Origin of the sequence: Actinoplanes sp. NBRC 101535, assembly GCF_030269225.1 — a bacterium.
Lineage (GTDB): Bacteria > Actinomycetota > Actinomycetes > Mycobacteriales > Micromonosporaceae > Actinoplanes > Actinoplanes rectilineatus.
The window spans coordinates 429566-451432 of sequence record NZ_BSSY01000008.1 but is presented as its reverse complement, the minus strand read 5'-3'; the positions used below and the strand labels follow the sequence as shown (position 1 = coordinate 451432).

The 21867-nt window shown below is 70.8% G+C and carries 16 protein-coding genes; 1 reads left to right on the top strand and 15 read right to left on the bottom strand.

Features of this window, described 5'->3' with window-relative positions:
• Nucleotide 1: 1 nt before the first annotated feature.
• The 15 genes from QSK32_RS24310 to iolC form a co-directional block, all read right to left on the bottom strand.
• Entirely contained in the window at nt 2-1579 is a 1578-nt protein-coding gene (locus QSK32_RS24310; RefSeq protein WP_285473278.1) for a serine/threonine protein kinase, read from the bottom strand.
• Nucleotides 1580-1671: 92 nt separating this feature from the next.
• Nucleotides 1672-5850 (bottom strand): glycoside hydrolase family 38 N-terminal domain-containing protein, encoded by a 4179-nt coding sequence (locus QSK32_RS24305; RefSeq protein ID WP_045741662.1) that lies wholly within the window; start codon nt 5848-5850, stop codon nt 1672-1674.
• Nucleotides 5847-6965 carry a Gfo/Idh/MocA family protein gene (locus QSK32_RS24300; protein WP_285473277.1) on the bottom strand — a complete coding sequence of 373 codons (1119 nt, stop codon included), beginning with the start codon at nt 6963-6965 and terminating at the stop codon, nt 5847-5849. Before QSK32_RS24300 ends, QSK32_RS24305 begins: the two co-directional genes overlap by 4 nt.
• Nucleotides 6962-8644: a phosphatase PAP2 family protein gene (locus QSK32_RS24295; protein WP_285473276.1), complete on the bottom strand. Its 1683-nt coding sequence runs from the start codon at nt 8642-8644 to the stop codon at nt 6962-6964. The genes QSK32_RS24300 and QSK32_RS24295 overlap by 4 nt, the downstream gene beginning before the upstream one ends.
• A gap of 14 nt (nt 8645-8658) precedes the next feature.
• On the bottom strand, nt 8659-9546 hold the full coding sequence (locus QSK32_RS24290; protein ID WP_285473275.1) for a carbohydrate ABC transporter permease: 888 nt from the start codon (nt 9544-9546) through the stop codon (nt 8659-8661).
• A gap of 1 nt (nt 9547) precedes the next feature.
• Nucleotides 9548-10456, bottom strand: coding sequence for a carbohydrate ABC transporter permease (locus tag QSK32_RS24285; RefSeq protein WP_045741704.1), 909 nt, complete (start codon nt 10454-10456; stop codon nt 9548-9550).
• Between the two features lie 61 nt (nt 10457-10517).
• Nucleotides 10518-11801, bottom strand: coding sequence for an ABC transporter substrate-binding protein (locus tag QSK32_RS24280; RefSeq protein WP_045741658.1), 1284 nt, complete (start codon nt 11799-11801; stop codon nt 10518-10520).
• A 105-nt stretch (nt 11802-11906) separates the two neighbouring features.
• The gene (locus QSK32_RS24275) at nt 11907-13589 is read right to left on the bottom strand and encodes a hypothetical protein (RefSeq protein WP_285473274.1); all 1683 of its coding nucleotides are present in this window, start codon (nt 13587-13589) and stop codon (nt 11907-11909) included.
• A complete protein-coding gene (locus QSK32_RS24270; RefSeq protein WP_285473273.1) occupies nt 13586-14392 on the bottom strand; it encodes a DUF6807 domain-containing protein in 807 nt (268 codons plus the stop codon). Before QSK32_RS24270 ends, QSK32_RS24275 begins: the two co-directional genes overlap by 4 nt.
• A gap of 119 nt (nt 14393-14511) precedes the next feature.
• The gene (locus tag QSK32_RS24265; RefSeq protein ID WP_245673895.1) at nt 14512-15504 is read right to left on the bottom strand and encodes a Gfo/Idh/MocA family protein; all 993 of its coding nucleotides are present in this window, start codon (nt 15502-15504) and stop codon (nt 14512-14514) included.
• Nucleotides 15505-15539: 35 nt separating this feature from the next.
• Nucleotides 15540-16415 (bottom strand): TIM barrel protein, encoded by an 876-nt coding sequence (locus tag QSK32_RS24260; protein ID WP_045741654.1) that lies wholly within the window; start codon nt 16413-16415, stop codon nt 15540-15542.
• Between the two features lie 12 nt (nt 16416-16427).
• Nucleotides 16428-18293, bottom strand: a complete 1866-nt coding sequence (gene iolD, locus QSK32_RS24255; RefSeq protein ID WP_045741653.1) for a 3D-(3,5/4)-trihydroxycyclohexane-1,2-dione acylhydrolase (decyclizing) — start codon at nt 18291-18293, stop codon at nt 16428-16430.
• Nucleotides 18290-19093 (bottom strand): 5-deoxy-glucuronate isomerase, encoded by an 804-nt coding sequence (gene iolB, locus QSK32_RS24250; RefSeq protein ID WP_285473272.1) that lies wholly within the window; start codon nt 19091-19093, stop codon nt 18290-18292. Before iolB ends, iolD begins: the two co-directional genes overlap by 4 nt.
• Nucleotides 19090-19986, bottom strand: a complete 897-nt coding sequence (locus QSK32_RS24245; protein ID WP_285473271.1) for a Cgl0159 family (beta/alpha)8-fold protein — start codon at nt 19984-19986, stop codon at nt 19090-19092. The genes iolB and QSK32_RS24245 overlap by 4 nt, the downstream gene beginning before the upstream one ends.
• Entirely contained in the window at nt 19979-20926 is a 948-nt protein-coding gene (gene iolC / locus QSK32_RS24240) for a 5-dehydro-2-deoxygluconokinase (RefSeq protein WP_285473270.1), read from the bottom strand. Before iolC ends, QSK32_RS24245 begins: the two co-directional genes overlap by 8 nt.
• A 161-nt stretch (nt 20927-21087) precedes the next feature.
• Here iolC and QSK32_RS24235 point away from each other — a divergent pair, with 161 nt between their 5' ends.
• Nucleotides 21088-21825, top strand: a complete 738-nt coding sequence (locus QSK32_RS24235) for a GntR family transcriptional regulator (RefSeq protein WP_045741703.1) — start codon at nt 21088-21090, stop codon at nt 21823-21825.
• The last annotated feature ends 42 nt before the right edge of the window (nt 21826-21867 follow it).

Below are 21867 nucleotides of genomic sequence, written 5' to 3'. Positions count from 1 at the left end.
CTTACGAGGGCAGCTCGCCGCGGTCGACGAAGCTGATCGACGTCAGCGGCCAGCCGTCGCCGGTGTGCTCGACGTAGACCGTCTTCTTGGTCTCGTGGAACTGCACGAAGCCGTACGCGTCGTTGTAGATGTAGTACGTCGGCCGCCCGTTGTCGTCCGTCTCGCCGCTCGCGGAGAGGTGGAAGAGGGTCGCCTTGTTGACGTAGCAGTCGGTGCCGGTCAGCCCGGACTCGTTGTCCGTGGTGATCTTGACGCCGAGGCAGACCTCGCTGTCCGGGTCGGCCAGGGAGCGGATCATGTAGTCCACCCCGGTCGGCTGCAGGGCGAACTCGGACTTGGCGCCGGTGCCGTCACCCGCGCGGGCCAGCGGGAAGTCCTGCCGGAAGGCCAGGTCCCGGTCGATCTCGGCGAAGTGGATCAGGGTCTTCCGGGTGCCCCGCATGATCGCGGCCTGCCGTTCCTCGGGGGTCTCCGGTTCGCTCACGGGCGCGTCACTGCCCTCCGGGAGGTCGCCGGAGTTCTCCGGCACCGGCACCGACGCGCTGGACCGGACATCCGCACTCAGCTCGCCGGAATGGTCGGACCTGTCGCGGATGTAGAGGCCGGCCGCGCCCGCGATGAGCACGCCGACCGCCGCGACCAGTGCCGGCACGAGGACACCCCGGCGCTTGGCCGGTTCCCGCGGGCGGTCGTCGACGGGGACGGTCGGCTCGTCGGCGGGGCGTACCGCCGGCTGCCCGGGCGACCGGACCAGCCCGGCCGGCGCACCGTGCAGCAGCATGTCCAGAAGCTCCCGGGCGGTCGGCCGCTCCTCGGGCTCCTTGGCGAGCGCCCGCTCCACCGGTTGCCGCAACGACGCCGGCAGACCCGTCAGGTCCGGCGACTGGGTGAGGATCCGCACCGCGGTCGCCGCCGTCGAGTCGGCCGCGAACGGGGTCCGCCCGGTCGCCGCATAGGCCACCACCGCACCCCACGCGAAGATGTCCGCCGCCGCGGTGACCGGCCGTCCGCCGACCGGATCGAAGCGTTCCGGCGCCATGTAGGACACCGTGCCCACCATCTGGTCGGTGCGCGTGTGCTGGCTGGTCGCCTCGAACGCCCGCGCGATGCCGAAGTCGATCACCTTGATGCCGCCGCGGGCCATCAGCACGTTGCCCGGCTTCAGATCCCGGTGGATCACGCCCGCGCCGTGGATCGCCGTCAGCGCCGTGGCGATCCCCACCGCGACCTGGTGCAGCGCCGCGCCACCGAGCGGGCCGGTCTCGCGGATCTGCGCGGCCAGGCTGGGCCCGTCCACGAATTCGACGACCAGGTAGGGCGGCTCATGGTCCGGGTCGGCGTCCAGGACCTCGGCGGTGGAGAACGGCGGGACCTGCTTGGCCCGCGTCACCTCACTGCGGAACCGGCCCCGGAACTCGCTGTCGTGCGAGAACTCCGGCCGCACCATCTTGATCGCCACCGGCCGGCCGTCCGGGCCGCGCCCCAGGAAGACCGTGCCCATGCCACCCTCGCCGAGCCGTCCCACCAGCTCGTAACGCCCCAGGCTGGTCCGGTCCCCCGGACGGAGCGGCATGCTCATCGTCGTATCGTCCCCTTCACCGCAACCCGACGCCGCGAACCCGGGAGTCTACTCACCCCCGTCACTGGCGGGTGCGCCGCGGCGGTTCCGCGTCAGGGCGATGTAGACCCTGCGTGACCAGGCAAATCCTCAAGGTCAACAACTCTGAGGTGTACGCCTGGCGTGTAGCCCACCTCGCCCATCCCGACGACCCGGACCAGTGCCCAGTAGTCCGCTCCGGGACGGGCGTCGCCGGACAGCACCACGTCGAAGGTGAGGGTGCGGGTGCCGCCGGCCGGAAGCTCCCACCCCCGGATCCACGGCGTGATCGTCGCCTCGCCGGACCAGGTTCCGTACGGTGAGACGAGCTGGGCGTCGCCGCGGACCGGGCCGGCGGCCGGGTTCCGCAGCGTCAGGGTGAGCCGCCCGGTGCCGCCGGGCGCCAGGCTGAGAACGGCCGGTTCCAGGGTCGCCTCGACCGGCGCGACTGTCGGATCGCCGACGGCGAGGGCCGCGGTGTCCTCCAGCCGTTGCCCGAAGGGGTCGACGATCCGCGCCGCGAGGTGGCGCACGCCGTCGCCGTCGCCGGTGACGTGCAGGTCGATGGTGTGGTGTTCGCCGGCGGCCAGGTCGTAGTCGAGCGTCCCGTCCGCGGTCACCTCCAGTCCCGGCGGCACGATCAGCTCGACGGTGCCGGCGGTGGCGGCGGTCGCCGAGCCCACGGTCAGGCGCAGCGTGGCCGGCAGGGTGGCCGCGGTCGGCGACAGGTGGACGGCCACCGGCAGGTTGCCGAGCGGCGCCGGGCCCTTGTTGTGCATCCAGTACCGGGTCGGCACCGGCTGTACGGGTTCCACCGCGGGCTCGTCCACGACGGTCGCCGCCCGCACCGGGCGGGCGGAGACGGTCACGACGTCGGCCGCCGCCAGGTCGACGATCACCTCGCCGTCGGCGGCTTCGAGGCGGCCGTCGGCGGCCCCGGCTTCCAGCACGTCGGTACGGGTCGCGTCGCGGAGACCACCGTGGATGCGGATGCGCGCGGTCTGCGGGGTGCCGGTGGACTCGTAGATCCGTACCGTGAGGCCCTCGCCCACGTCCTGGGTGCCGGGGAGCCCGGCCGCCAGCGGGTTGCCCCGGGGTTTGAGGGCGGTGAGGACCGCCGACGCGGGTTCGACCGAGCCCAGCGACGCCCGCACGGGCAGTGTCCCGGCCGACGACGGCACGGGTTCGGCGACGAGCGGGTGGTTCACCTCCTGCCCGGCGTGCACGAATCCGGCCTGCCGCCAGTCGCCGGCTCCGGCCACCAGGCTGTACCGGAAGGTGTGCGACCAGTGCTGCAGCGCGAATCCGGTGCCGTCGGGGGTGGTGCGTTGCGGCCCGTCGATCCACACGCCGCTGGGCCAGCCGGTGCAGGCCCGCATCAGGGACATGTGGAAGGTGCCGTCCGGTTCCACCACGAACCCCGGGGTGCCGTGGTTGACCACCGCCATGGAGTAGCCCGAGAAACCGGAGACGCCCGGGATGACGTCCGGAATCTCGATGACGGCGTCGGCGAGATCGGCGATCAGGGCGTCGCGTCCGGTATCGGTGACGATGAGGACCGGCAGGTCGCGCGGTCCCCGCAGGTCGGCGTCGGGAACCCACGCCTCGGCGAGCGAAGCGATCGCGGGGATGTAGACACGGCCGGTCGTCGTCAGTGTCTCCCGGCAGCCCGGCTCCGCCGAGGCCAGGACCTGGTCGGTGAACGCGTTCTCCCCCACCACGATGCGCACGTCGGGGAGGTTGGAGTCGGCGTCCAGACTTCCGTACCGTTCGCCCGCCGGACGGGTGCCGGTGGCGGTCACGCCCTGGGCGACCAGGGCGGTCATCAGGTCCCGCTGGTCGTGCTCGCTGATGATCTCAGCGACGCCGATCGCCACGTCGGTGCCGGCGACGCGGATCCGGGCGGTGGCCGACAGCCCCGCCCAGGTGTGGGCCGGGTTGTCCAGTGTCCACAGGCTCTCCGCGGCGTCCACGTTCGGGAAGCCGAACGAGCGTCCGATGGCCGCGAACCCCACGTCGGAGACCGGCAGGGCGCCCGGACCGTCGAAGTCGAACCGCACCCGCAGCAGCCGGTCCGCCCCGATCGACCCGTCCACGTGGGTGCGGAAGTCGACGCGGTCCACGCCGTGCCAGAGCAGCACCTCGCGGGTGACCGTCAGGTCCTCGAACGTTCCGCGGATCACCAGGCGGCTGCCGGCCGGGCTGTGCTCGACCCGCGCCGACGTCCCGGTCACCGCGACGCCGGGCCCCCGGGGCAGCAGATGCCACGGGCCCTCACCCCAGAACGGGTGGTCGGGGTACTCCTGCTGCACGACGAGCTCACCGCCGGCCCCGTCGGCCCGCAGCAGCTCACGCCCGTGCCGCAGGTCGTGGATGCTGGTCAGTGCCCCGCCGGAGCAGGTGATCCGGAACGCCTCGTTCTCGATGGACGGATCCGGTGCCTCGGAGTCTCCGGCGGTCCAGACCGGGACCGACGCGGCGGGGACCACCCGCCACACCTGGTAGCCCAGGGCCGGCACCTCCTGGGCCGCAACGGACAGCGTGACCGAGGCGAGGGTGCCGTCCGGGTGCCGGGTCTCCCCCTCGGCGACCGCCGGCAGCGTGTTCCCACGGTCGTCGAGCACCGTGACCCCCCGGGGGCCCGGGGCGGGAAAGTCAGCACGAACGGTCGTCACACCGTCTCGCGACCAGGACAGCGGATTGGCCACCAGCACCGCCTGGCCCCGTCCCCGGGTGTCCGCGAAGGAACCCAGCGCCCGCAGCGCCGCGGACCGGGCCGTCGCACCCAGTTCCCAGGCCTCGCGCCAGCCCGCGACCAGGTCCAGGTAGACCTGATCCGACTCGGTCCCGGTCACCGCGTCGTGGTGGGCGCCGTAGGCCAGCAGCCGCCACGCCTTGTCCAGTTCCTCCGCCGGGTACCGGCCGCCGAGCAGCGCCGCCAGGGTGCCGAACCGTTCCGCGTCGAGGACCACCGTCTCGCCGGCCCGCTGCGCCTGCTTCGTGTCGATGTACGACACGTCCTTGCCGGTGTAGACCGGGTTCATGTCCCGGGTCTGCGGCGAGAACCGGGGCTGTTCGGCGCGGACCGCGTCGAAGAAGTCCCGCGGGATGCCCATCCGGAACTTCGGCCACACGTACGGCCACTCGCGGTGGATCTCGGTGCACCACCGGGACGGGATGTTGTGGTCGTGGCCGACCGGCAGCATCACGTTCCGGGTCGCCGAGACCTTCCGCAACTCGCGGTACTGGGCGTACGCCTCGGCCATCGCCTCCTCGAGGGTGTTCTTGCGCTCGACGTCCCAGCCGGCCACGTAGTGGTTGGCCATGTACGCGGTCAGCACACCCCGCCCGGTCGGCGAGACCCACTCGAACTCGCTGGGGAACTGCATGCGCTCGATGTCGCCGGTGTGCCGCCGCGCCCCGATGTGGTGGAACGGACCGCGCGCCCACGAACTCGACGTCAGGCCGGCGTCCGCCATCAGTCCCGGGAACGCCGGGTCGTGGCCGAAGACGTCCAGCATCCACGCGGTCTGCGGGTCGCCACCGAGCACCTCCCGCTGGTAGGCGACCCCGTGCACGGTGTTGCGGATCGTCGACTCGGGGTGGGTCAGGTTGGTGTTCGGCTCGTTGTACATGCCGCCGACCAGTTCCACCCGGCCCTCGTGCAGCATCCGTCGCAGGTCCTTGCGGTCCTCCGGATACACGTCCCAGTACGGCTTCAGATAGTCGATCTCGGCGAGCACGAACCGGTAGTCGTCGTCCGCCCGCGCCGCGTCCAGGTGCGCCCGGACCAGGTCGAACGCGGTCCGGACGAACGCCGGGCGCAGCTTGTCGGCCTTCGGCACGTCCGGGAGCTGCTGCCACACCTCGGTGAAGCCGCGCTGGGTGTTCCACCAGACCGGGTCGTAGTGGAAGTGCGAGATCATCCACATGGTCCAGCCGGTGGCCGCGACGCGCATGGCGGCCTTCGCGGTGACCCGGGCGTCCCCGCTCTCGGCGATCACCGTGATCCGGTGCACCGACCCCTCCGAGGCCGGCGCGGCCACGTGCACCCCGACCTCGACGACCCGTTGCTCGCCGGCGGCCAGCGGTGTGGTCACGGTCTCCTCGGGGGTACGCACGGTCGGGCCTTCCACGCGTACCCGCAGAGGTCCGGTGTCCGTGGTGGCGGTGAGGGTGACCCGGACGACCTGCCGGGGTGCCGCTTCCGGCCCGAGGAAGAGATCGGTGTCCTCGACCGTGGTGATCCTCATGCCGTGGTGCCTTCCGGTGTCCAGGTGAAGGGTGCCGCGGTCGCCCAGCGCGCTCCGGTCTCGCGGTAGAGGCGGCCGGTCGCCGCGGCCCGGCGGGTCAGGCCGGGCAGGTCGTCGAACGCCTCCTGGTCGACCACGGTCGGCGCCGGTGCGGCCAGCACCGCCTCCGCGACCTGCGTGAACGCCAGCGTATCGGCGAGCGGCACCAGCGGGCCGGCGCTTGCGCCGGCCAGGTGGTCGAGCAGGTCCTCGAGCAGGTCGGTACGCCCGTGCCGGGTCGCGCCGGTCGCGGTGACCAGCCGGTCCTCGGTGTAGTGCAGCTCGGCGGTGTCCCGGCTGCCGTAGACGGTGACCGTCGGTTCGGTCTCGGTCTCCGCGCACAGCGTCGCCGCCACGGTGACCGGGGTCCGCCGGGCGGTGACGATCCGGGCGCTGGCCGTGTCGTGCGCCTCGGACGCCCGGGTGCGGTAGGTGTCGAGTTCGACCCGGCGCACCGGCTCCGCGCCGCCGGACCCGTCCAGGGCCACCGCCAGCGCCACCGCGTGCGCGAACGGGTTGGTCAGGGCGCCGTCGTTGACCGGCACCCCGTCGATCGAGCGGCGGCCGGCCCAGCCGGAGCGGTTCCAGTACGCCTCGCCACGCCACCAGAGCCCGGTGCCGCCGATCGCGCGGATCTCGCCCAGTTCACCGTCCGTGATGCGCCGTCGCAGTTCGGTGACCGCACCCGATCCGAACGCCTGGAAGCCGACCTGCACGACCCGGCCGGTCTCGCGCTGCACGGTGAGCAGCCGGTCGAGTCCGGCCAGGGTCGGTGCGGGCGGCTTCTCCAGGAGCAGGTGCGCGCCGGCGCGCATCGCCGCCTCGGCCAGCGCGACGTGCGTGTGCACCGGGGTGACCAGCACGACCACGTCCGGCTTGACGGCGTCGATCAGTTCAGTGGCGTCGGAGCCGAGTGCGGCGTCCCCGGCCAGAGCACGCTGATCGGGGTCGAGCGGCCGCGGGTCGGCCACCCCTGCGAGCTGAAGACGCCCGGCCGCATGCAGCCGGGCGATCGCTTCCAGGTGACCGCGCCCGTGTCCGTGGGCGCCGACGAGGACGACCCGTGGGGCGCTCATCCGCGGGTGATCCGTACTTGCACGGTGTTGCGGGCGTAGATCGGTTCCGCTTTCAGTCCCGGCGTGGCAACGGTGACCTTCGCGAACCGTCCGGTGATCTTCTGAGCGGTCAACACCGTGCCCGATTTAGTAGCATTTACCACGAGATTTCCTGATTTAATGTTCAGGATTCCGGTGACCCGCGCGTTCGACACCTGCAACGTCCCGCCGTCCACGGTGACATCACCGAGAGACTCCGCCGCCAGGGTCCCGCCGAGGATCCGCACCCCGCCGCGGAAGGTGTTCGCACCGGTCAGGGCCAGCGTGCCGGAGCCCCGCAGGGTCAGGCCGCCCCTACCGGAGATGTCGTTGCGCCAGGTGTCCGAGACGCCGGCGCCCAGGGTCACGTCCACGTCGTTCTCGAACGCGCCGTAGCCGTCGGCGGCCTTGAACAGGTCGAGCCGCCCCCACTGCTCCGGACCGTCGAGCAACGCGTATCCCCCGGGGAGCGCGGTGGTCCGGAGCACCGCCCGCCGCTGGGCAGCCGTCAGGTACGGCTGACGGGTCTCCAGCAGCACCTCGGCGCCCTTCGGCACGGTCAGCGGGGTGTCCCGACCGGTCCGCGGCAGGATGTAGGTGAGCCGCGGCAGGATCGACCGGCGGTTCCGCACCCGGTCCGCGTAGGGGTCGTCGGCTCCCGGCGTGGCGGTCAGCACCGCCGCCGCCTGGGCCCGCGCCGCCGCCTTCAGGTCCGCGTTCGCCGGATCGTTGAGGATCGCGGCGGCAAGCGCGGTGGCCAGGATCCGCCCGCTCACCACGTCGAGCGGCGAGTGCATGCCGGCCGTGATCCGGGTGTCGGCCAGGTCGAACGCGCAGGTCAGCAACTCCTGGAAGCGTTCCGGTACGGCGTACGCGTAGGCCAGCGCGGCCAGGAACAGCGCGTTGGTGTGCCCGCTCGGGAACCCGCCGTCCTCGGCCGGCACGGTCCCCCGCTGGCGGAGCAGTTGCGGGACGACGACGACCTTGGACCGGTAGACCGGGTAACCGAACGCGTCCACCGCCCCGGTGTCCACGACCGCACTGTCGGTGGTGAGACGCCACGGCCGCGGGTACTGCACCGCGAACTTGCTCGGGTTGCTCGACGACCAGTTGCCGCGCACGGTGTTGACCAGGGTCACCACATCGCCCAGCGACGACGTCGGCGAGCCCGCGCCGAGCGCCGACCCGGCCGGGGCGTCGGTCGGCACGAAGTCGCTGACCGTGGTGGCCGGCGTCGTCTCCGGCGCGGACGTGATGCCGGTGACCGCGAGGGATCCGGCCCGGTAGGAGGGTGCGAGCGGGCCGAGTCCGGCGATCACCGCGTAACTCTGGTGCTGACGGTCGACCACGAACGCCCGGGCGCCCTCGGCCGCGGTCCGGGAGGCGGTCCGGGTCTCGCAGAACCGCACGTTGGCCCGCAGCGTCGCGCGGTCCAGCGGCACGCCGGTGTTCCAGGCCGTTCCGGTCTGCCACAGCGCGGAGACGCCGGACAGGATGCGGACGGCCGCGTTGGTCTCGGCGGTCAGGTTCGCGGTGGTGTTGGAGGTGTAGTCGTCGACGAAGGGGACGAATCCGGCGGCGGAGACGGCGGAACCGGGGAGCCAGGCCACCGCCGGCACCGCGAGGGAGGCGCGCAGCAGGGTCCTTCGAGACACGCTCACGGAGGGCTTTCTCCTTAATCCTTGAGGCCGGCGTTCATGTCCGCGCTCATCACGTACTTCTGGAAGATCAGGTAGATGGCGACGAGCGGGATCATCGACATCACCGAGGCGCCGAGCAGGACCGACCAGTTGATGTTCTGCGCGCCGATGATGCTGGCGACGCCGATCTGCAGGGTGAACTGGTTCGGGTCGTTGAGGATGATCAGCGGCCAGAGGTAGTCGTTCCACCGCCACTGAAACGAGAAGATGGCCAGCGTCATGATGATCGGCTTGGCCAGCGGCAGCATGATCCGCAGGAACGTGGAGATCTCGCCGGAGCCGTCGATGCGGGCGGCTTCGAGGAGGTCGTTCGGCACGGTCACGAAGAACTGGCGGAACATGAACGTGCCGGTCGCGGTGATCACCGCGGGGACGATGACGCCGCTGAGGCTGTTGTAGAGGCCGAGGTTGCGGACCACCACGAACAGCGGGGCGAGGATGGTCTCGCCGGGCAGCATGGTGGTGGCCAGGATGCAGACCGCGAAGATCTTCAGCCACCAGCTGCGGTACTTCGCCAAGGCGTACCCGGCGGCGGCGCTGGCCACCACGGTGAGCACGGTGGCGCCGACCGCGACGATCAGCGTGTTGAAGAAGTAGGTGGCGAAGTCGAACTTCGTCCAGGCCTCGGTGAACCCGTCCAGGGTGAACCGGCTCGGGAAGAAGGTCAGCGGATAGGAGAACAGTTCGCCGGCCGGCTTGAACGAGCTCATCACGAACCAGAGCGTCGGGAAGCCGTAGACCACGACCAGCAGCCACATCACGGCGCTGGAACTGATCTTGCGAGCCAGGTCGCCGGTCCGGCTGCTGGGCTTCTTGTTCTGCTGAGGGCTGCGCAGGGCGGGCGGCTTGGAGATGACGGACATGTCAGCTCTCCTTCCGGCGATTGGCCATCATCTGGATTCCGGCGATGACCATGAGGATCAGCAGGAGGACGAACGACGCCGCGCTGGCGTAGCCGATCTGCGCCTTCTTGAAGCCGGTGTTGTAGATGTACTGGACGATCAGGTTGTTCGCGGTGCCCGGGCCGCCCGCGTTGACCGCGACGATCAGGCTGTACTCCTTCATCGCGTGCAGCGTGCTGAGCAGCACCACGATGAACGAGGTCGGCGCGATGGCCGGCAGGGTGATCCGGCGGAACTTGTCCCACGCGCCGGCACCGTCGAGCTCGGCCGCCTCGTAGTAGGAGACCGGCACGTTCTTGAGCGCGGCGACGAACAACAGCATGTTGAAGGCCGTACCGCCCCAGGTCGCCGCGATGATCACCACCATCAGGGACAGGTCGGCGTTCGACTGCCAGGGCAGCGCCTCACCGCCCAGTTCGGTGATGATGAAGTTGACCAGACCGAAGTTCTCGCCGAACAGCCAGCGCCAGATCACGCCGGCGACGATCGGGGAGATCAGCCAGGGCAGGAAGAAGATGATCCGGGCGAACCCCTTGCCTTTCGTGTACGGGCTGACCAGCAGGTACGCCGTACCGAGGGAGGCGACGAAGCTCAGTGGCACGACACTGCCCGTGTAGATCAGGGTGCGCCACAGGGCGGCCCAGAACGCCGGGTCGTCGATCAGGCGGGTGTAGTTGTCGGCCCCGACGAACGGCGCGGTGCCGATGCCGGTGTAACTGGTGAACGAGTACCCCAGGCCGATCGCCGCGGGCCAGACGAAGAACAGGCAGAACAGGATCAGGTTGATCAGGATGAAGAGCAGGGGCGCCCCGGTGTAACTGTTCAGCTTCCGCCGTTTGCCGGGCGTGGCCGCCGCAACGGTGTCGACCATGGTGAACTCACTTTCCACGGTGTGGCCCACCCCGCGGGGTGGGCCACACGCCACGGTCGTCTCAGCCGAGCTGTTCGTTCCAGCCGTTGACGATGTTGGTCACGGTGGTGTTGACGTCCTGCTCACCGTTGATGAACTTGGCCATCTCGACCTTGGTGGGGTCCTCGGCGGCGGGCTTGCCGGCGAGCAGCAGCGTGGTCTGGGCGGCCTGACCGGAGGGCGAGATCGGGTCGGCCAGCTCGATCTCGGCGTTGTACAGCGCGAAGGCGTCGAGGGCGGTCTGCTTCTCGAACGGGTACTTCAGGTCCAGGCCCTGCTCGATCGGCAGGTAGCCGTTGGTCTGGGCCAGCTTGGTGTAGTTCTCCCGCTGGAAGATGAACTCGACCCACTTCTTGGCGGCCTCGGCCTTGTCCCCGTTGAACGCCGTCACCAGACCACCGAGGTTGATGTCGGTGGCGTGCACCGGCTGGGCCGGGGTCGGGGCGGCCGCCCACTCGAACTCGGTGATGCCGTCGGCGAAGTCGGCGACCTGCCAGACGCCGGAGTAGTACGCGACGACCTGACCGCTCTTGAACAGGGCGCTGGGGTCGGCGCCGGAGGTCCAGACCGACTTCGGCATCACCTTGTCGTCGTTGATCTTCTTGAAGTCGTCGAGTGCCTGCACGGTGGCGGCGTCCGGGGTGGCGTACTTGTTGTCCGCACCGAGCTGGAAGCCCTTGCCGCCGTGGGTGTAGATCCAGGAGCGGATCCGGGCCGGCGAGTTGTCGTAGACCAGCTCGTACTTGGCGCTGGTGGCGGCCTTCACCTTGGCGGTGGCGGCAAGGAACTCGTCCCAGGTCCAGGTGCTGGCCGGGTCGGTGGGGTAGGCGACCCCGGCCTTGTCGAACAGGCTCTTGTTGATGTAGAGGCCGGCGGCGGTGATGTCCGACGGGATCGCCAGGACCTTGTCGTCCTGCACCGTGATCAGACTCTTGTTGATCTGGTTGGCCTCGTTGTTCGCCACCGAGGAGATGTCCTGCACCTGGTTGACCCAGAGCGGGTCGAGGGCCGGGACGCTGGCGGTGTCCGGCAGCTCGTTCGCCTGCGCGGCCTGCTTCAGCTTGTCCTTGTAGCCGTCGTTCGGGATGTTGACGATCTCGACCTTGATGCCCTCCTTGGCCTCGAACTCCTTGGCCAGGTCGGTGTATCCCTGGTCCTGGGCGTTGGTCGAGTACCAGAAGGTGATGCTCTTGACGTCCTCGGAGTCGCCGCCGGACGAGCAGGCGCTGAGGGCGAGGGCCGTGACGACGCCGGCCGCGAGCAGGCGGCGGAGGCGTCCCTTCCCGAACGCTGCGGAAATGGCCATGACTATCTCCTCGATGAAATCGTCGACTCGTGGCGACGGACGTTAGAGGAAAGCGCTTACCTCGTCAACGAGTCGCCACAGAAAAGGGGGGAACAAAACCAACGGTCAGCTATTTGTTCGGCTTGTTGAAAGTAGATTCAGGCGCAGTCGCGCCGGAGCTTTCCCGGTCACGTACAGAATCTCGCCGGACGCCGCGTCGGTGCCGCCGAGAAACGCGTACTCCTCCCCCGGGTGGTACGCCGGGGGACCGTCGGCGGGGGCGTGGTCGGCCGCCGTGACGGAGATCTGGATCGAGTCGTCGCCGACCCGGTAGTGCGCGGTACCCTCGTCGAGCTGCCAGGCGGCGCCGACAGGCCGCGCGCCGTGCATCGTCCCGCCAGGACGGAAGGCCAGCTCCAGGGCCCAGTCGACGATCGCGCCGGACACCTCGACGGACAGTTCCGCGCCGTCCCCGGTGAGATCCACCCGGACCGTCGTCTCGAGCGTCACCTCGTCGCGGCCGCGTTTGGCGAAGTCCATCGCGGCGCTGAACCGGCCGTCGTCACCGAGGCCGTAGTCCGCGTCCGCGCGCAGCTCAGCGGGGTCGAGCGGCTGATAATAGGCGGCCGACACCCGCTCGGTCAGCACCGCCTGATCGCCGTCGAGGGTCAGGCCGTCGCCACGGAACGGTCCCAGTCCGAAGAAGGTCCGCGACAGCCGGACGCTGTCCAGGACGGCCGCGCCGGCGTACAGGCGCAGGAAGGTCGGTGAGTTGGCCAGGCCGGACCGGATCCGCCGCTGCCGGGGGTAGTCCGAACCGCCGAAGACCACGGTGGTCGCCACCGGGGTGCGGTCCACCAGCAGACCGGCGGCCGGGAAATGCCGTCGCCGGGTGCCCGGCGGCGCGACCGGTGCGGGCAGCGCGAGGGCCAGATCCGGGTCCAGGACCAGCGCGGCGGCCACGTGACCGGGCGCCTCCAGGCCCTGCTCCAGGGCCAGGCCGGCGGCCCAGGACAGGTCGCCCCGGCCGCGCAGGCGGGCGATCCGGCGCAGCGGGAGCAGGTACCCGGCCAGCGGCTTCGGCCGGCCCTGGTCCTGCCGCCGGGACAGCACCGTCTCCACCGCGCCGTCGGGGAGCAGCAGGTCGAGGGTGGCGTCCAGGTTCGACACCACCGCGTCGATGAGGTCCGGTCGGTCGAAGACCTCGCCGATGACCAGCAGCGACGGGTTCGAGACGTACGCGGCATAGTTGGCACTGCGCTCGGAGTAGAGGCCGTCCTCGATGTCGGCGCCCTCGGCCAGCCACTGCGCGACCCGGCCGGCCAGCTCCGGCCGCGGGCCGAGGCGGTGCAGCCGGGCCAGCGCCGCGGAGATCTCCCACCGGTGGTTCGGGGTGTGCACACCCCCCTTGACCAGGGCCGGGGTGATCGTGGTCAGCAGTTCGTCCAGGGCCGCCACCAGCGGATGGCCCGCGGCCTGCGGGACACGCAGCAGCAGCGCGACGTCGGCCAGGTCGTTGACACTGAACGCCGAGTCCGGCGGCGAGTCCACGTTGTCGCCGCCGCGGAACAGCCCGCTCGGATTCTGCAACCCGCGCAGCAGGCCGGTCAGATGCAGGGCGACGTCCAACAGCCCGGTGCGGCCGGTGTCCCCGCGCCAGGCCGCGACCAGGGTCTTCACCCGTTCGGCGAGCCGCCGGTGCTGCATGCCGGTCCAGTCGGCGGTGGTCTCCGCGACGATCCCGGCGATCTCACGGTCCAGTCCGGACCGGACCCGCGCGACGAACTCCTGGTCGACCCGGTCGCTCATATCGCCGCCTCCGCCACGTGTGCGGCGATCGCCTCGCGGCTCAGCACGCCGTCCGCCACCAGGACACGGATGTCCCTGGTCAGCGGTGTCCCGGGCACGATCCGCAGAGGCTGCTCCCAGGCCAGGGCCTGACAGACCCCGACGTACTCCTCCAGGCGGACGAACCAGCGGTCCCTGCCCGCCAGACCCCGGAAGACCAGGGTGTACGCGTCACCGACGGTCACCGCCAGCCAGTCCGCGTCCGAGCCGTGCGGTTCGTCGCCGGTGGACGTGAACGCGACGGCCTCGCCGCCGGTGGCCCGCCAGAAGAACCCGCCGTACCCCGCGCCCCCGGTACGCCCGTTCGTCGCCGGGGAGCCGAGATGCACCTCTTTCACGGTGGGGGCACTCAGCGCGTACCCCAGAGAAAGCTCCCAACCGGAGGCCGCGGCACGGGCCCGGACCGACCGTTCCTCGCGCAGCACCACCCGGCCGGCGCCGTCCTGCCAGCTCAGGCGCTGGGTGTAGCCGTCCGGCAGCTCCGTGCGCTCGTCGGCGACGATCCGGCCGTGGTCGTCGCGCCAGACGTAACCCTCGCCGCGGACGTAGGTGCGCCCGCCCCACAGGTTGACGCCGTCCACGTCCTGACACGTCACCGAGACCCCGAGGTGCCACGGGTGGTCCTCGGGGAGCTCGCCGGTGACGACCGTTCCGGAAAGGGTGCGGACCGGATGCAGATAGGGCCGCGGCGCCAATCGGGTGTCGAGGTCGGGATCGTCCACGACCGTGGCGACCGCGGTTCCGTTCACTCGCAGGCCGGTCATCCGGTCCCTCCCTCGACAATAATGGCGTTCAGAAACTGTTCCGCGCATTATCGGAGGCGCTCAGGCAAGCGCTTTCCTGAAGAAACAATAAACGCGCCGGAACAGGACTGCAAGGTCAACTACCAGCGATAGATCTTAGGAATCGCAGGCAGCTCGACGGCCTGTGCCACGCCCGACTCCAAAGCCGTCACACAGGATTGCGCCACGAACGTCGCGGCGAACCCGTCCCAGGCCGTCGCACCGCCCGCGCCGCCGTCGATCCAGTCCTGCAGCTCCAGCCGGTACGCCTCGGCGAACCGGGGACGCCAGTCCGGCGGCAGCGGCCGCGAGTGCAGCCCGGAGCGGCGCAGCGAGGTGGCCGGCGGCGCGTCCAGGGTGACCGTGCCCAGCTCACCGACCAGCTCACAGCGCACCTCGTAGCCGTAGCGGGCGTTCACGAAGATCTCCACGTCGGCGAGCGCGCCGGACGCCGTGCGCAACACCAGGAACTGCGGGTCGCGGGTGCCGCCGGACTGGCCGGTGGACCGCGGGGCGTGCACGGTGACCTCGACGATCTCCTCGTCCAGCAGCCACCGGGTGATGTCCAGCTCGTGCACCGCCGAGTTGGTGATCAGGTTCGAGTCCGGCTGGCCGGGCGTGCCGGCCGGGTTGCGGTGCACGTGGTGCACCATCAGCGCCGCGCCGATCTCCCCGGTGCCGAGCAGGCCCTTCATCTCGGTGTAGCCCGGGTCGTAGCGGCGCATGAAGCCGACCGTGATCAGGCGGCTGCCGTACGCCACCTCGGCCTCGAGGATCCGCGTGCAGCCCTCGACCGTGGGCGCCAGCGGCTTCTCGCAGAGCACCGGCTTGGCGGCCGCGATGCAGGCCAGCACGTACTCCTCGTGGGTGGCGTCGGACGAGGCGATCAGCACCGCGTCGATGCCGTCGTCCGCGATCAGCGCGTACGGGTCGGCGAAGACCCGGGCGCCACCACTGGCCGCGGCGACCGTGGCGGCGCGCTCGGCGTCCAGGTCGAAGACGCCGGCCACGGTCGCGCCGGAGACCGCGTGGGTGAGGAGACGGGCGTGGTCGGCGCCCATGATGCCGGTGCCGATGATGCCGATGCGTCGCACGGTGGTGCTCTTTTCTGATGGTTCTGATCTTGCTGTCATGGCTGATCCTGCAGGAAGGCGCGGCTGGTCCGGACGTCACCCACCGGACCGGCGCCGTCGGCGGGCGGGCCGTCCATCGCGCAGTCCTGCTCCAGGACGTACCAGCCGGCATAACCCGTCGCCTCCAGGCCGGCCACGATGCCCGCGATGTCGACGTCGCCCGCGCCGAGCGGGGTGTACAGGCCGGCCTTGACCGCGTTCATGTAGCTGCGGGCGCCGGACTGCACGGTCGCGGCGATCGCGGTGTCCACGTCCTTGAGGTGCACGTGGGTGATCCGGTCGGCGGCCAGCTCGATCAGCTCGGCCGGCTGCATGCCGCCGATCAGCAGGTGGCCGGTGTCCAGGCAGAGCGGCACGTCACTGCCGGCCAACAGGCGCAGCACCGCGTCCCGGTCCTCGATCGCGGTCCCGACGTGCGGGTGCAGGGCGGCGCGCAGGCCCCGCTCGGCGGCCATCGCCTGGAGCGTGGCCAGGGTGGCGAACAGCGTGGTCCACTCGTCCTCGGTCAGCCGGACCCTGTGGTCGTAGCTGCCGTCGGTGGACCGGGCGGCCAGCACGACCACCTCGGCGCCGGCCGCGGCCAGCACGCCGATCGCGGCCGCCGCCTCGGCCAGGTCGGCCGCGGTGGCGACGTGCATCGGCACCGGCAGGAAACCGCCGATCAGGGTCAGGCCGTGCCGGTCCAGGGTGGCCCGCACGTCGGCGGGCGTCGCACCCAGATAACCGGTCGGGCCCAGTTCGGTCGCGCGCAGGCCGAGCCCGCTCATCTCGGACAACACCCGGTCGGCGGGCAGTTCGTACCCCCAGCCGGGCGCCTCGCAGACACCCCAGGAGATCGGGGCCCCGCCGACGCGATCCGCCGGAACACTCATCGGATATGCCTCCTACAGGTAGTCGCGCTGTGCGCGCTTGCCGACGGTGTACTGCTCGTGTGCGGTGCGGACGCTCGCCAGCGTCGAGGTCTCCGCGACGGCCACGTCCCACCACGACTCACTCGACGGGGCGTCGACCAGCGGATCGGCGTCGACGTGCACCACGGTGACGCCGTCGATCCCGCGGGCCTCGGCCAGCGCGCCCCGCAACTCCTCGACGGTGCTCGCCGTCAGGACCGTCGCGCCGAGGCTGGCGGCGTTCGCGGCCAGGTCGACCGGGAGCGTGCCGCCACCCAGGCGGCCGTCCTCGTCCCGGAACCGGTAGGAGGTGCCGAACCGCTGGGCGCCCACCGACTCGGAGAGCCGGCCGATCGACGCGTACCCGTGGTTCTGCACCAGGACGACGATCAGCTTGACGCTCTCCTGGACCGCGGTGACCAGCTCCTGCGCCATCATCAGGTAGGAGCCGTCGCCGACCATCACGAAGACCTCGCGGTCCGGGGCGGCCAGCTTGACGCCGAGACCACCGGCGATCTCGTAACCCATGCAGGAGAAGCCGTACTCGACGTGGTAGCCCTTGGGATCCCTCGTCCGCCAGAGTTTGTGCAGGTCGCCCGGCATCGAGCCGGCCGCGCAGACGACGACGTCCCGGTCCTGCGCGGCGTCGTTGACCGCGCCGATGATCTCCGTCTGGGCGGGGAGTGGAGTGTTACCGAGGTGGTAGGCCCTCTCAACCGTTTGATCCCACTTTTTCGCGAGTAGCGATGCTTTTTCGCGATATTGGTTGCTGGTTTGGAAATCTTGCAGTGCTTCGGACAAAGCGGCCAATGTCGCCTTTGCGTCGGCGACCACCGCCACCCCGGAGTGCTTCGCGGCGTCGAACGCCGCGATGTTCACGTTGACGAAGCGCACCTCGGCGTCCTGGAACGCACTGCGCGACGCCGTGGTGAAGTCGCTCCACCGCGTGCCGATGCCGATCACGACATCCGCCTCGCGGGCGATCTCGTTCGCGGCGACGGTCCCGGTCGCGCCGACCGCACCCAGGCTCAGCGGGTGGTCGTAGCGCAGCGAACCCTTGCCGGCCTGCGTCTCCGCCACCGGGATGCCGGTCGCCTCGGCGAACAGCCGCAACGCCTCGGTGGCCTCCGAGTAGATCACTCCCCCGCCGGCCACGATCAGCGGGCGCTCGGCGGTCCGGATCAGCGCGACCGCCCGGGCCAGCGCGCCGGGCTCCGGCAGCGGACGCGGCACGTGCCACACCCGCGGGCGGAACAGCTCGTCCGGCCACTCGTACGCCTCGGCCTGCACGTCCTGCGGCAGAGCAAGGGTGACAGCGCCGGTCTCCACCGGGTCGGTCAGCACCCGGCAGGCGCCGAGCAACGCCGACGGCAGCTGCTCCGGACGCCACACCCGGTCGAAGAACCGGGACACCGGGCGGAACGTGTCGTTGACGCTGACGTCGAACCCGCGCGGATCCTCCAGCTCCTGCAGCACCGGGCTGGCCGGGCGGGTGGCGAACACGTCGCCGGGCAGCAGCAGCACCGGCAGCCGGTTGACCGTGGCCAGGGCCGCACCGGTGACCATGTTGGTCGCGCCCGGCCCGATCGAACTCGTGCAGGCCAGCGTGGACATCCGGTTGCGCATCCGGGCGAACCCGGCGGCCGCGTGCACCATGCCCTGCTCGTTGCGGGCCTGCCGGTACGGCGCCGCGCCCGGTTCGGTCAGCTCCGCCTCCAGCAGCGCCTGACCGATTCCGGCCACATTGCCGTGCCCGAAGATGCCGAACCAGCCCTCGATCAGCCGGTGCTCGACACCGTCGCGTTCGGTGCGCTGCGCCGCCAGGAACCTCACGGCGGCCTGCCCCACGGTCAGCTTCATCGCGCTTCCTTTCGGTACGGCAGGCGCGGGTCGATCTCCTGGTCCGCCCAGGTGTCGCGGATCCAGGCGTACTCGGGGTCGTCCTGGATCAGCCAGAGGCGTTCGCCCGGCCCCGCCATGACGTTGAGGTAGTAGAGGTCGAAGCCGGGCGCGGCCATCGACGGGCCGTGCCAGCCGTGCGGGATCAGCACCACGTCGCCGGTCCGCACCTCTTCGAGCACGTCGACCGGCCGGTCCTCGGTGCCGTAGACCCGCTGGTACCCGGGGCCGCCCTCGTAGTAGTAGATCTCCTCCAGCTCGGACTCGTGCGGTCCGGCGTCGTCGTGCTTGTGCGGCGGGTAGGACGACCAGTTGCCGCCGGGGGTCAGCACCTCGCAGGCGATGATCCGGTCGGCGTCGAGCACGTCGGGAGTGCCGAAGTTGTTGACCTGGCGGGAGCAGTTGCCGGCGCCGCGGAGTTCGACCCGTACCTGATCGACGGTCACGTGTTTGACGCTGTGCCGTTTCGTGGCGCGTGCCGTGGCCAGCGCGAACCGTCCGCCGCGGTGCGAGGTGAGCGACAAGTCCGCTTTTATCGGGATATAGGCCACGTCGGTCGGGCCGTCGAAGACACTCGCCCGCCCTTGGAGCTCGATCTCCTGACCGTCAGCGGTCACGGTCACGGCGCCGGACAACGGCACCACGATCACCTCGTCGTCCCCGGTGGACGTCGCGTAGGACTCCCCCACGGCCAACTCGACCACCCGCAGTCCGCTGTAGCCCCACTTCGCCGACTCCGGGGTCACGTCCAGCCTGATCACGCCGCCACCTTCCGTACCAGATCGACCGCGGTGTCCACGGCCGACGCCACGTCACCGTCCGGCGGGTAGAGCAGCGCCCGCCCCACCATCAGCCCCCGCACCCCCGGCACGGCCAGGGCCTTCTCCCAGGACGCGTACGTCTGGCCGGCGTTGCCCGACGGGTCGCCGCCGAGCAGCAGCGCCGGCATCGTGGTGGCCGCCATGACCGCGGCCATGTCCTCCACCACCGGCAACTTCAGCCAGGTGTACGCGCTGGTCCCGCCCAGCCCGGCCGCGATCGCCACCGACCGGGCGACGGCCGCCGTGCTCAGGTCGTTGACGACCCTGCCGTCCGCGCCGCGGGTGGACAGGAACGGCTCCACCATCGCGACCAGTTCGCGGGCGGCCAGGTCGTCCACCGCCCGGGCGCTCGCCTCCAGGGTCCGTACGCTGCCCGCGTCGTCCGGGTCGATGCGGGTCAGCATCTTGCCGCCGTCGAAGCCCATCCGTTCGATCGCCGCCGCGTCGTAGCCGGTGAACCGGTCGTCCAGCTCGAACACCGAGTTCTGCAGGCCACCCCGGTTCATCGACCCGAAGACGACCTTGCCGTCCAGCTCGCCGAGCAGCAGCAGGTCCTCGAGCACGTCGGCGGTGCCGAGCACGCCGTCCACGCCGGGACGGCGCAACGCGGTCCGCAGCCGGCGGAGCAGCTCGTAGCGGTCGGCCATGGCGGTGGCGTCACCGCGTACCCCCAGAGCACCTCGCGCCGGATGATCCGCGGCGACCACCATCAGACGCTCGCCGGCGCCGGCCAGCAGCGGCCGCCGGACCCGGCGGGCGGCCGCCTCGGCCACCGCCCGCGGCCGGGTCGCGCGCAGGCTGCGCAACTCCGCGAAGTCCTCGTGATCAGACACGACCGGCCTCCACCACTGCCTCGACCTCGGCCGTCGTCGGCATCGCGGTCGAACACTCCAGGCGCCCGGCGACGATCGCGCCGGCCGCGTTGGCGAACCGGATCATGCGTTCCAGCGGCCAGCCCTCGAGCAGGCCGTGGCAGAGCGCGCCGCCGAACCCGTCACCCGCGCCCAGGCCGTTGACCACGTCCACCGGCGCCGGGGCGACCCGGATCCGCTCGTCCTTGGTGGCGGCCATGACGCCCTCCGGCCCGAGTTTGACGATCGCCAGTTCGACACCGGCGGCGAGCAGCGCGTCGGCCGCCCGGTCCGGATCGGTCTCGCCGACCGCCACCTCACACTCGGTGAGGTTGCCGACCGCGACCGTGACGTTCGGGAGCGCTGCTCGGACCTGCGCCCGGGCCTGCTCGGCGGACTCCCAGAACATCGGCCGGTAGTCCAGATCAAGAACGGTCAGCGGCCGCCGTTCGCGGGCGGCCCAGGCGACGTGGTGCGCGGAGCGGCTCGGATCCTTCGACAGCCCGGTCACCGTGCACCAGAAGATGCCGGCGCCCCTGATCGCGTCGAGGTCGAGCTCGTCGCCCTCGATCATCAGGTCCGGGGCGATCGGCAGCCGGTAGAAGTAGAGCGGAAAGTCGTCCGGCGGGAAGATCTCGCAGAACGTGACCGGGGTCGGCAGTCCGGGGACGGTGCCGACGAACCGGTCGTCCACGCCGAGGTCGGTGAGCTCGCGGCGCACGTACTTGCCGAACGGGTCCGCGCCCACCCGGGTGATCACCGCGCTGTGCCGTCCGTGCCGGGCTGCGGCGACCGCGACGTTGGTCGCGCTGCCACCCAGGAACTTGCCGAACGACGTCACGTCCTCCAGACCGATTCCGGTCTGAAGTGGGTAGATGTCGACGCCGACACGACCCATCGTGACAACTTCGAAGTCCCGCATCCCACCTCCAGCAAACGTTACAGCCACGTTTACGCACGGTTTCCGCGTTGCGTGTGAGCAGCCTGCGACGCAGAGCCACGAAGGTCAAGAGTTTGTCTTGACATTGTTCTGAACGCACTGACAAACTTCCGCGATTGTCAATGCGGAGCGAGGTGCCGACGATGCCCATGCCGCCCGTCGAGATCGACCGGACCAGTCCGGTCCCCATCTACTTTCAGCTGCTCAGACACCTTGAAGAAGCGATCGACCGGGGCGAGCTGGTGCCCGGCGAACGCCTGCCCACCGAGATCGAACTGGCCGCGGCGCTGACCATCAGCCGCCCGACGATCCGGCGCGCCATCGAAGAACTCGTCGCCAAAGGCCTGCTCACCCGCAAGCGCGGCGTCGGCACCCGGGTCACCGACGTGCAGGTGCGCCGGCGTGTCGCCCTGACCAGCCTCTTCGACGACCTGACCGCTTCCGGTCGCAGCCCCGAGACCCGGATCCTACGGTTCGACCGGGACTGCGTGGACCGGCACGCAGCCCGGATGCTGGGTCTCGCACCGACCGAGAAACTGGTCCACTGCGAACGGGTCCGCCTGGCCGACGGCGTCCCCCTCGCCCTGCTGCGCAACTGGCTGCCACCACGTTTCGCCGACCTGAACCCGGACCTGCTGGTGACGCAGAGTCTCTACCGCCTGATGGGCGAGTGGAACGGCCGGCCCTCGGTCGCCAAACAGCGGATCACCGCGAAGGCGGCCAGCCCGACCCAGGCCCGGCTACTCGAAATCGGTCACCACACGCCGTTGATCAGCATGCAGCGCACCGCTTTCGACCCGACCGGCGCCACCGTCGAGTTCTCCGACAACCTGTACCGCGCCGACCACTACGCCATCGAGGTGACCGTCTTCAACCGGTGAGCGTCTACGGTCTCGCGACGCTCTCCCGCCCCCTCCGCTGCG

Coding starts and splice junctions, on each gene's coding strand:
- QSK32_RS24260 (WP_045741654.1), bottom strand. CDS start 16,415: ATGAGTGTTCCGGCGGATCGCGTCGGCGGGGCCCCGATCTCCTGGGGT.
- QSK32_RS24235 (WP_045741703.1), top strand. CDS start 21,088: ATGCCCATGCCGCCCGTCGAGATCGACCGGACCAGTCCGGTCCCCATC.
- QSK32_RS24310 (WP_285473278.1), bottom strand. CDS start 1,579: ATGAGCATGCCGCTCCGTCCGGGGGACCGGACCAGCCTGGGGCGTTAC.
- QSK32_RS24275 (WP_285473274.1), bottom strand. CDS start 13,589: ATGAGCGACCGGGTCGACCAGGAGTTCGTCGCGCGGGTCCGGTCCGGA.
- QSK32_RS24300 (WP_285473277.1), bottom strand. CDS start 6,965: ATGAGCGCCCCACGGGTCGTCCTCGTCGGCGCCCACGGACACGGGCGC.
- QSK32_RS24305 (WP_045741662.1), bottom strand. CDS start 5,850: ATGAGGATCACCACGGTCGAGGACACCGATCTCTTCCTCGGGCCGGAA.
- iolC (WP_285473270.1), bottom strand. CDS start 20,926: ATGCGGGACTTCGAAGTTGTCACGATGGGTCGTGTCGGCGTCGACATC.
- QSK32_RS24280 (WP_045741658.1), bottom strand. CDS start 11,801: ATGGCCATTTCCGCAGCGTTCGGGAAGGGACGCCTCCGCCGCCTGCTC.
- QSK32_RS24290 (WP_285473275.1), bottom strand. CDS start 9,546: ATGTCCGTCATCTCCAAGCCGCCCGCCCTGCGCAGCCCTCAGCAGAAC.
- QSK32_RS24285 (WP_045741704.1), bottom strand. CDS start 10,456: ATGGTCGACACCGTTGCGGCGGCCACGCCCGGCAAACGGCGGAAGCTG.
- iolD (WP_045741653.1), bottom strand. CDS start 18,293: ATGAAGCTGACCGTGGGGCAGGCCGCCGTGAGGTTCCTGGCGGCGCAG.
- QSK32_RS24270 (WP_285473273.1), bottom strand. CDS start 14,392: ATGACCGGCCTGCGAGTGAACGGAACCGCGGTCGCCACGGTCGTGGAC.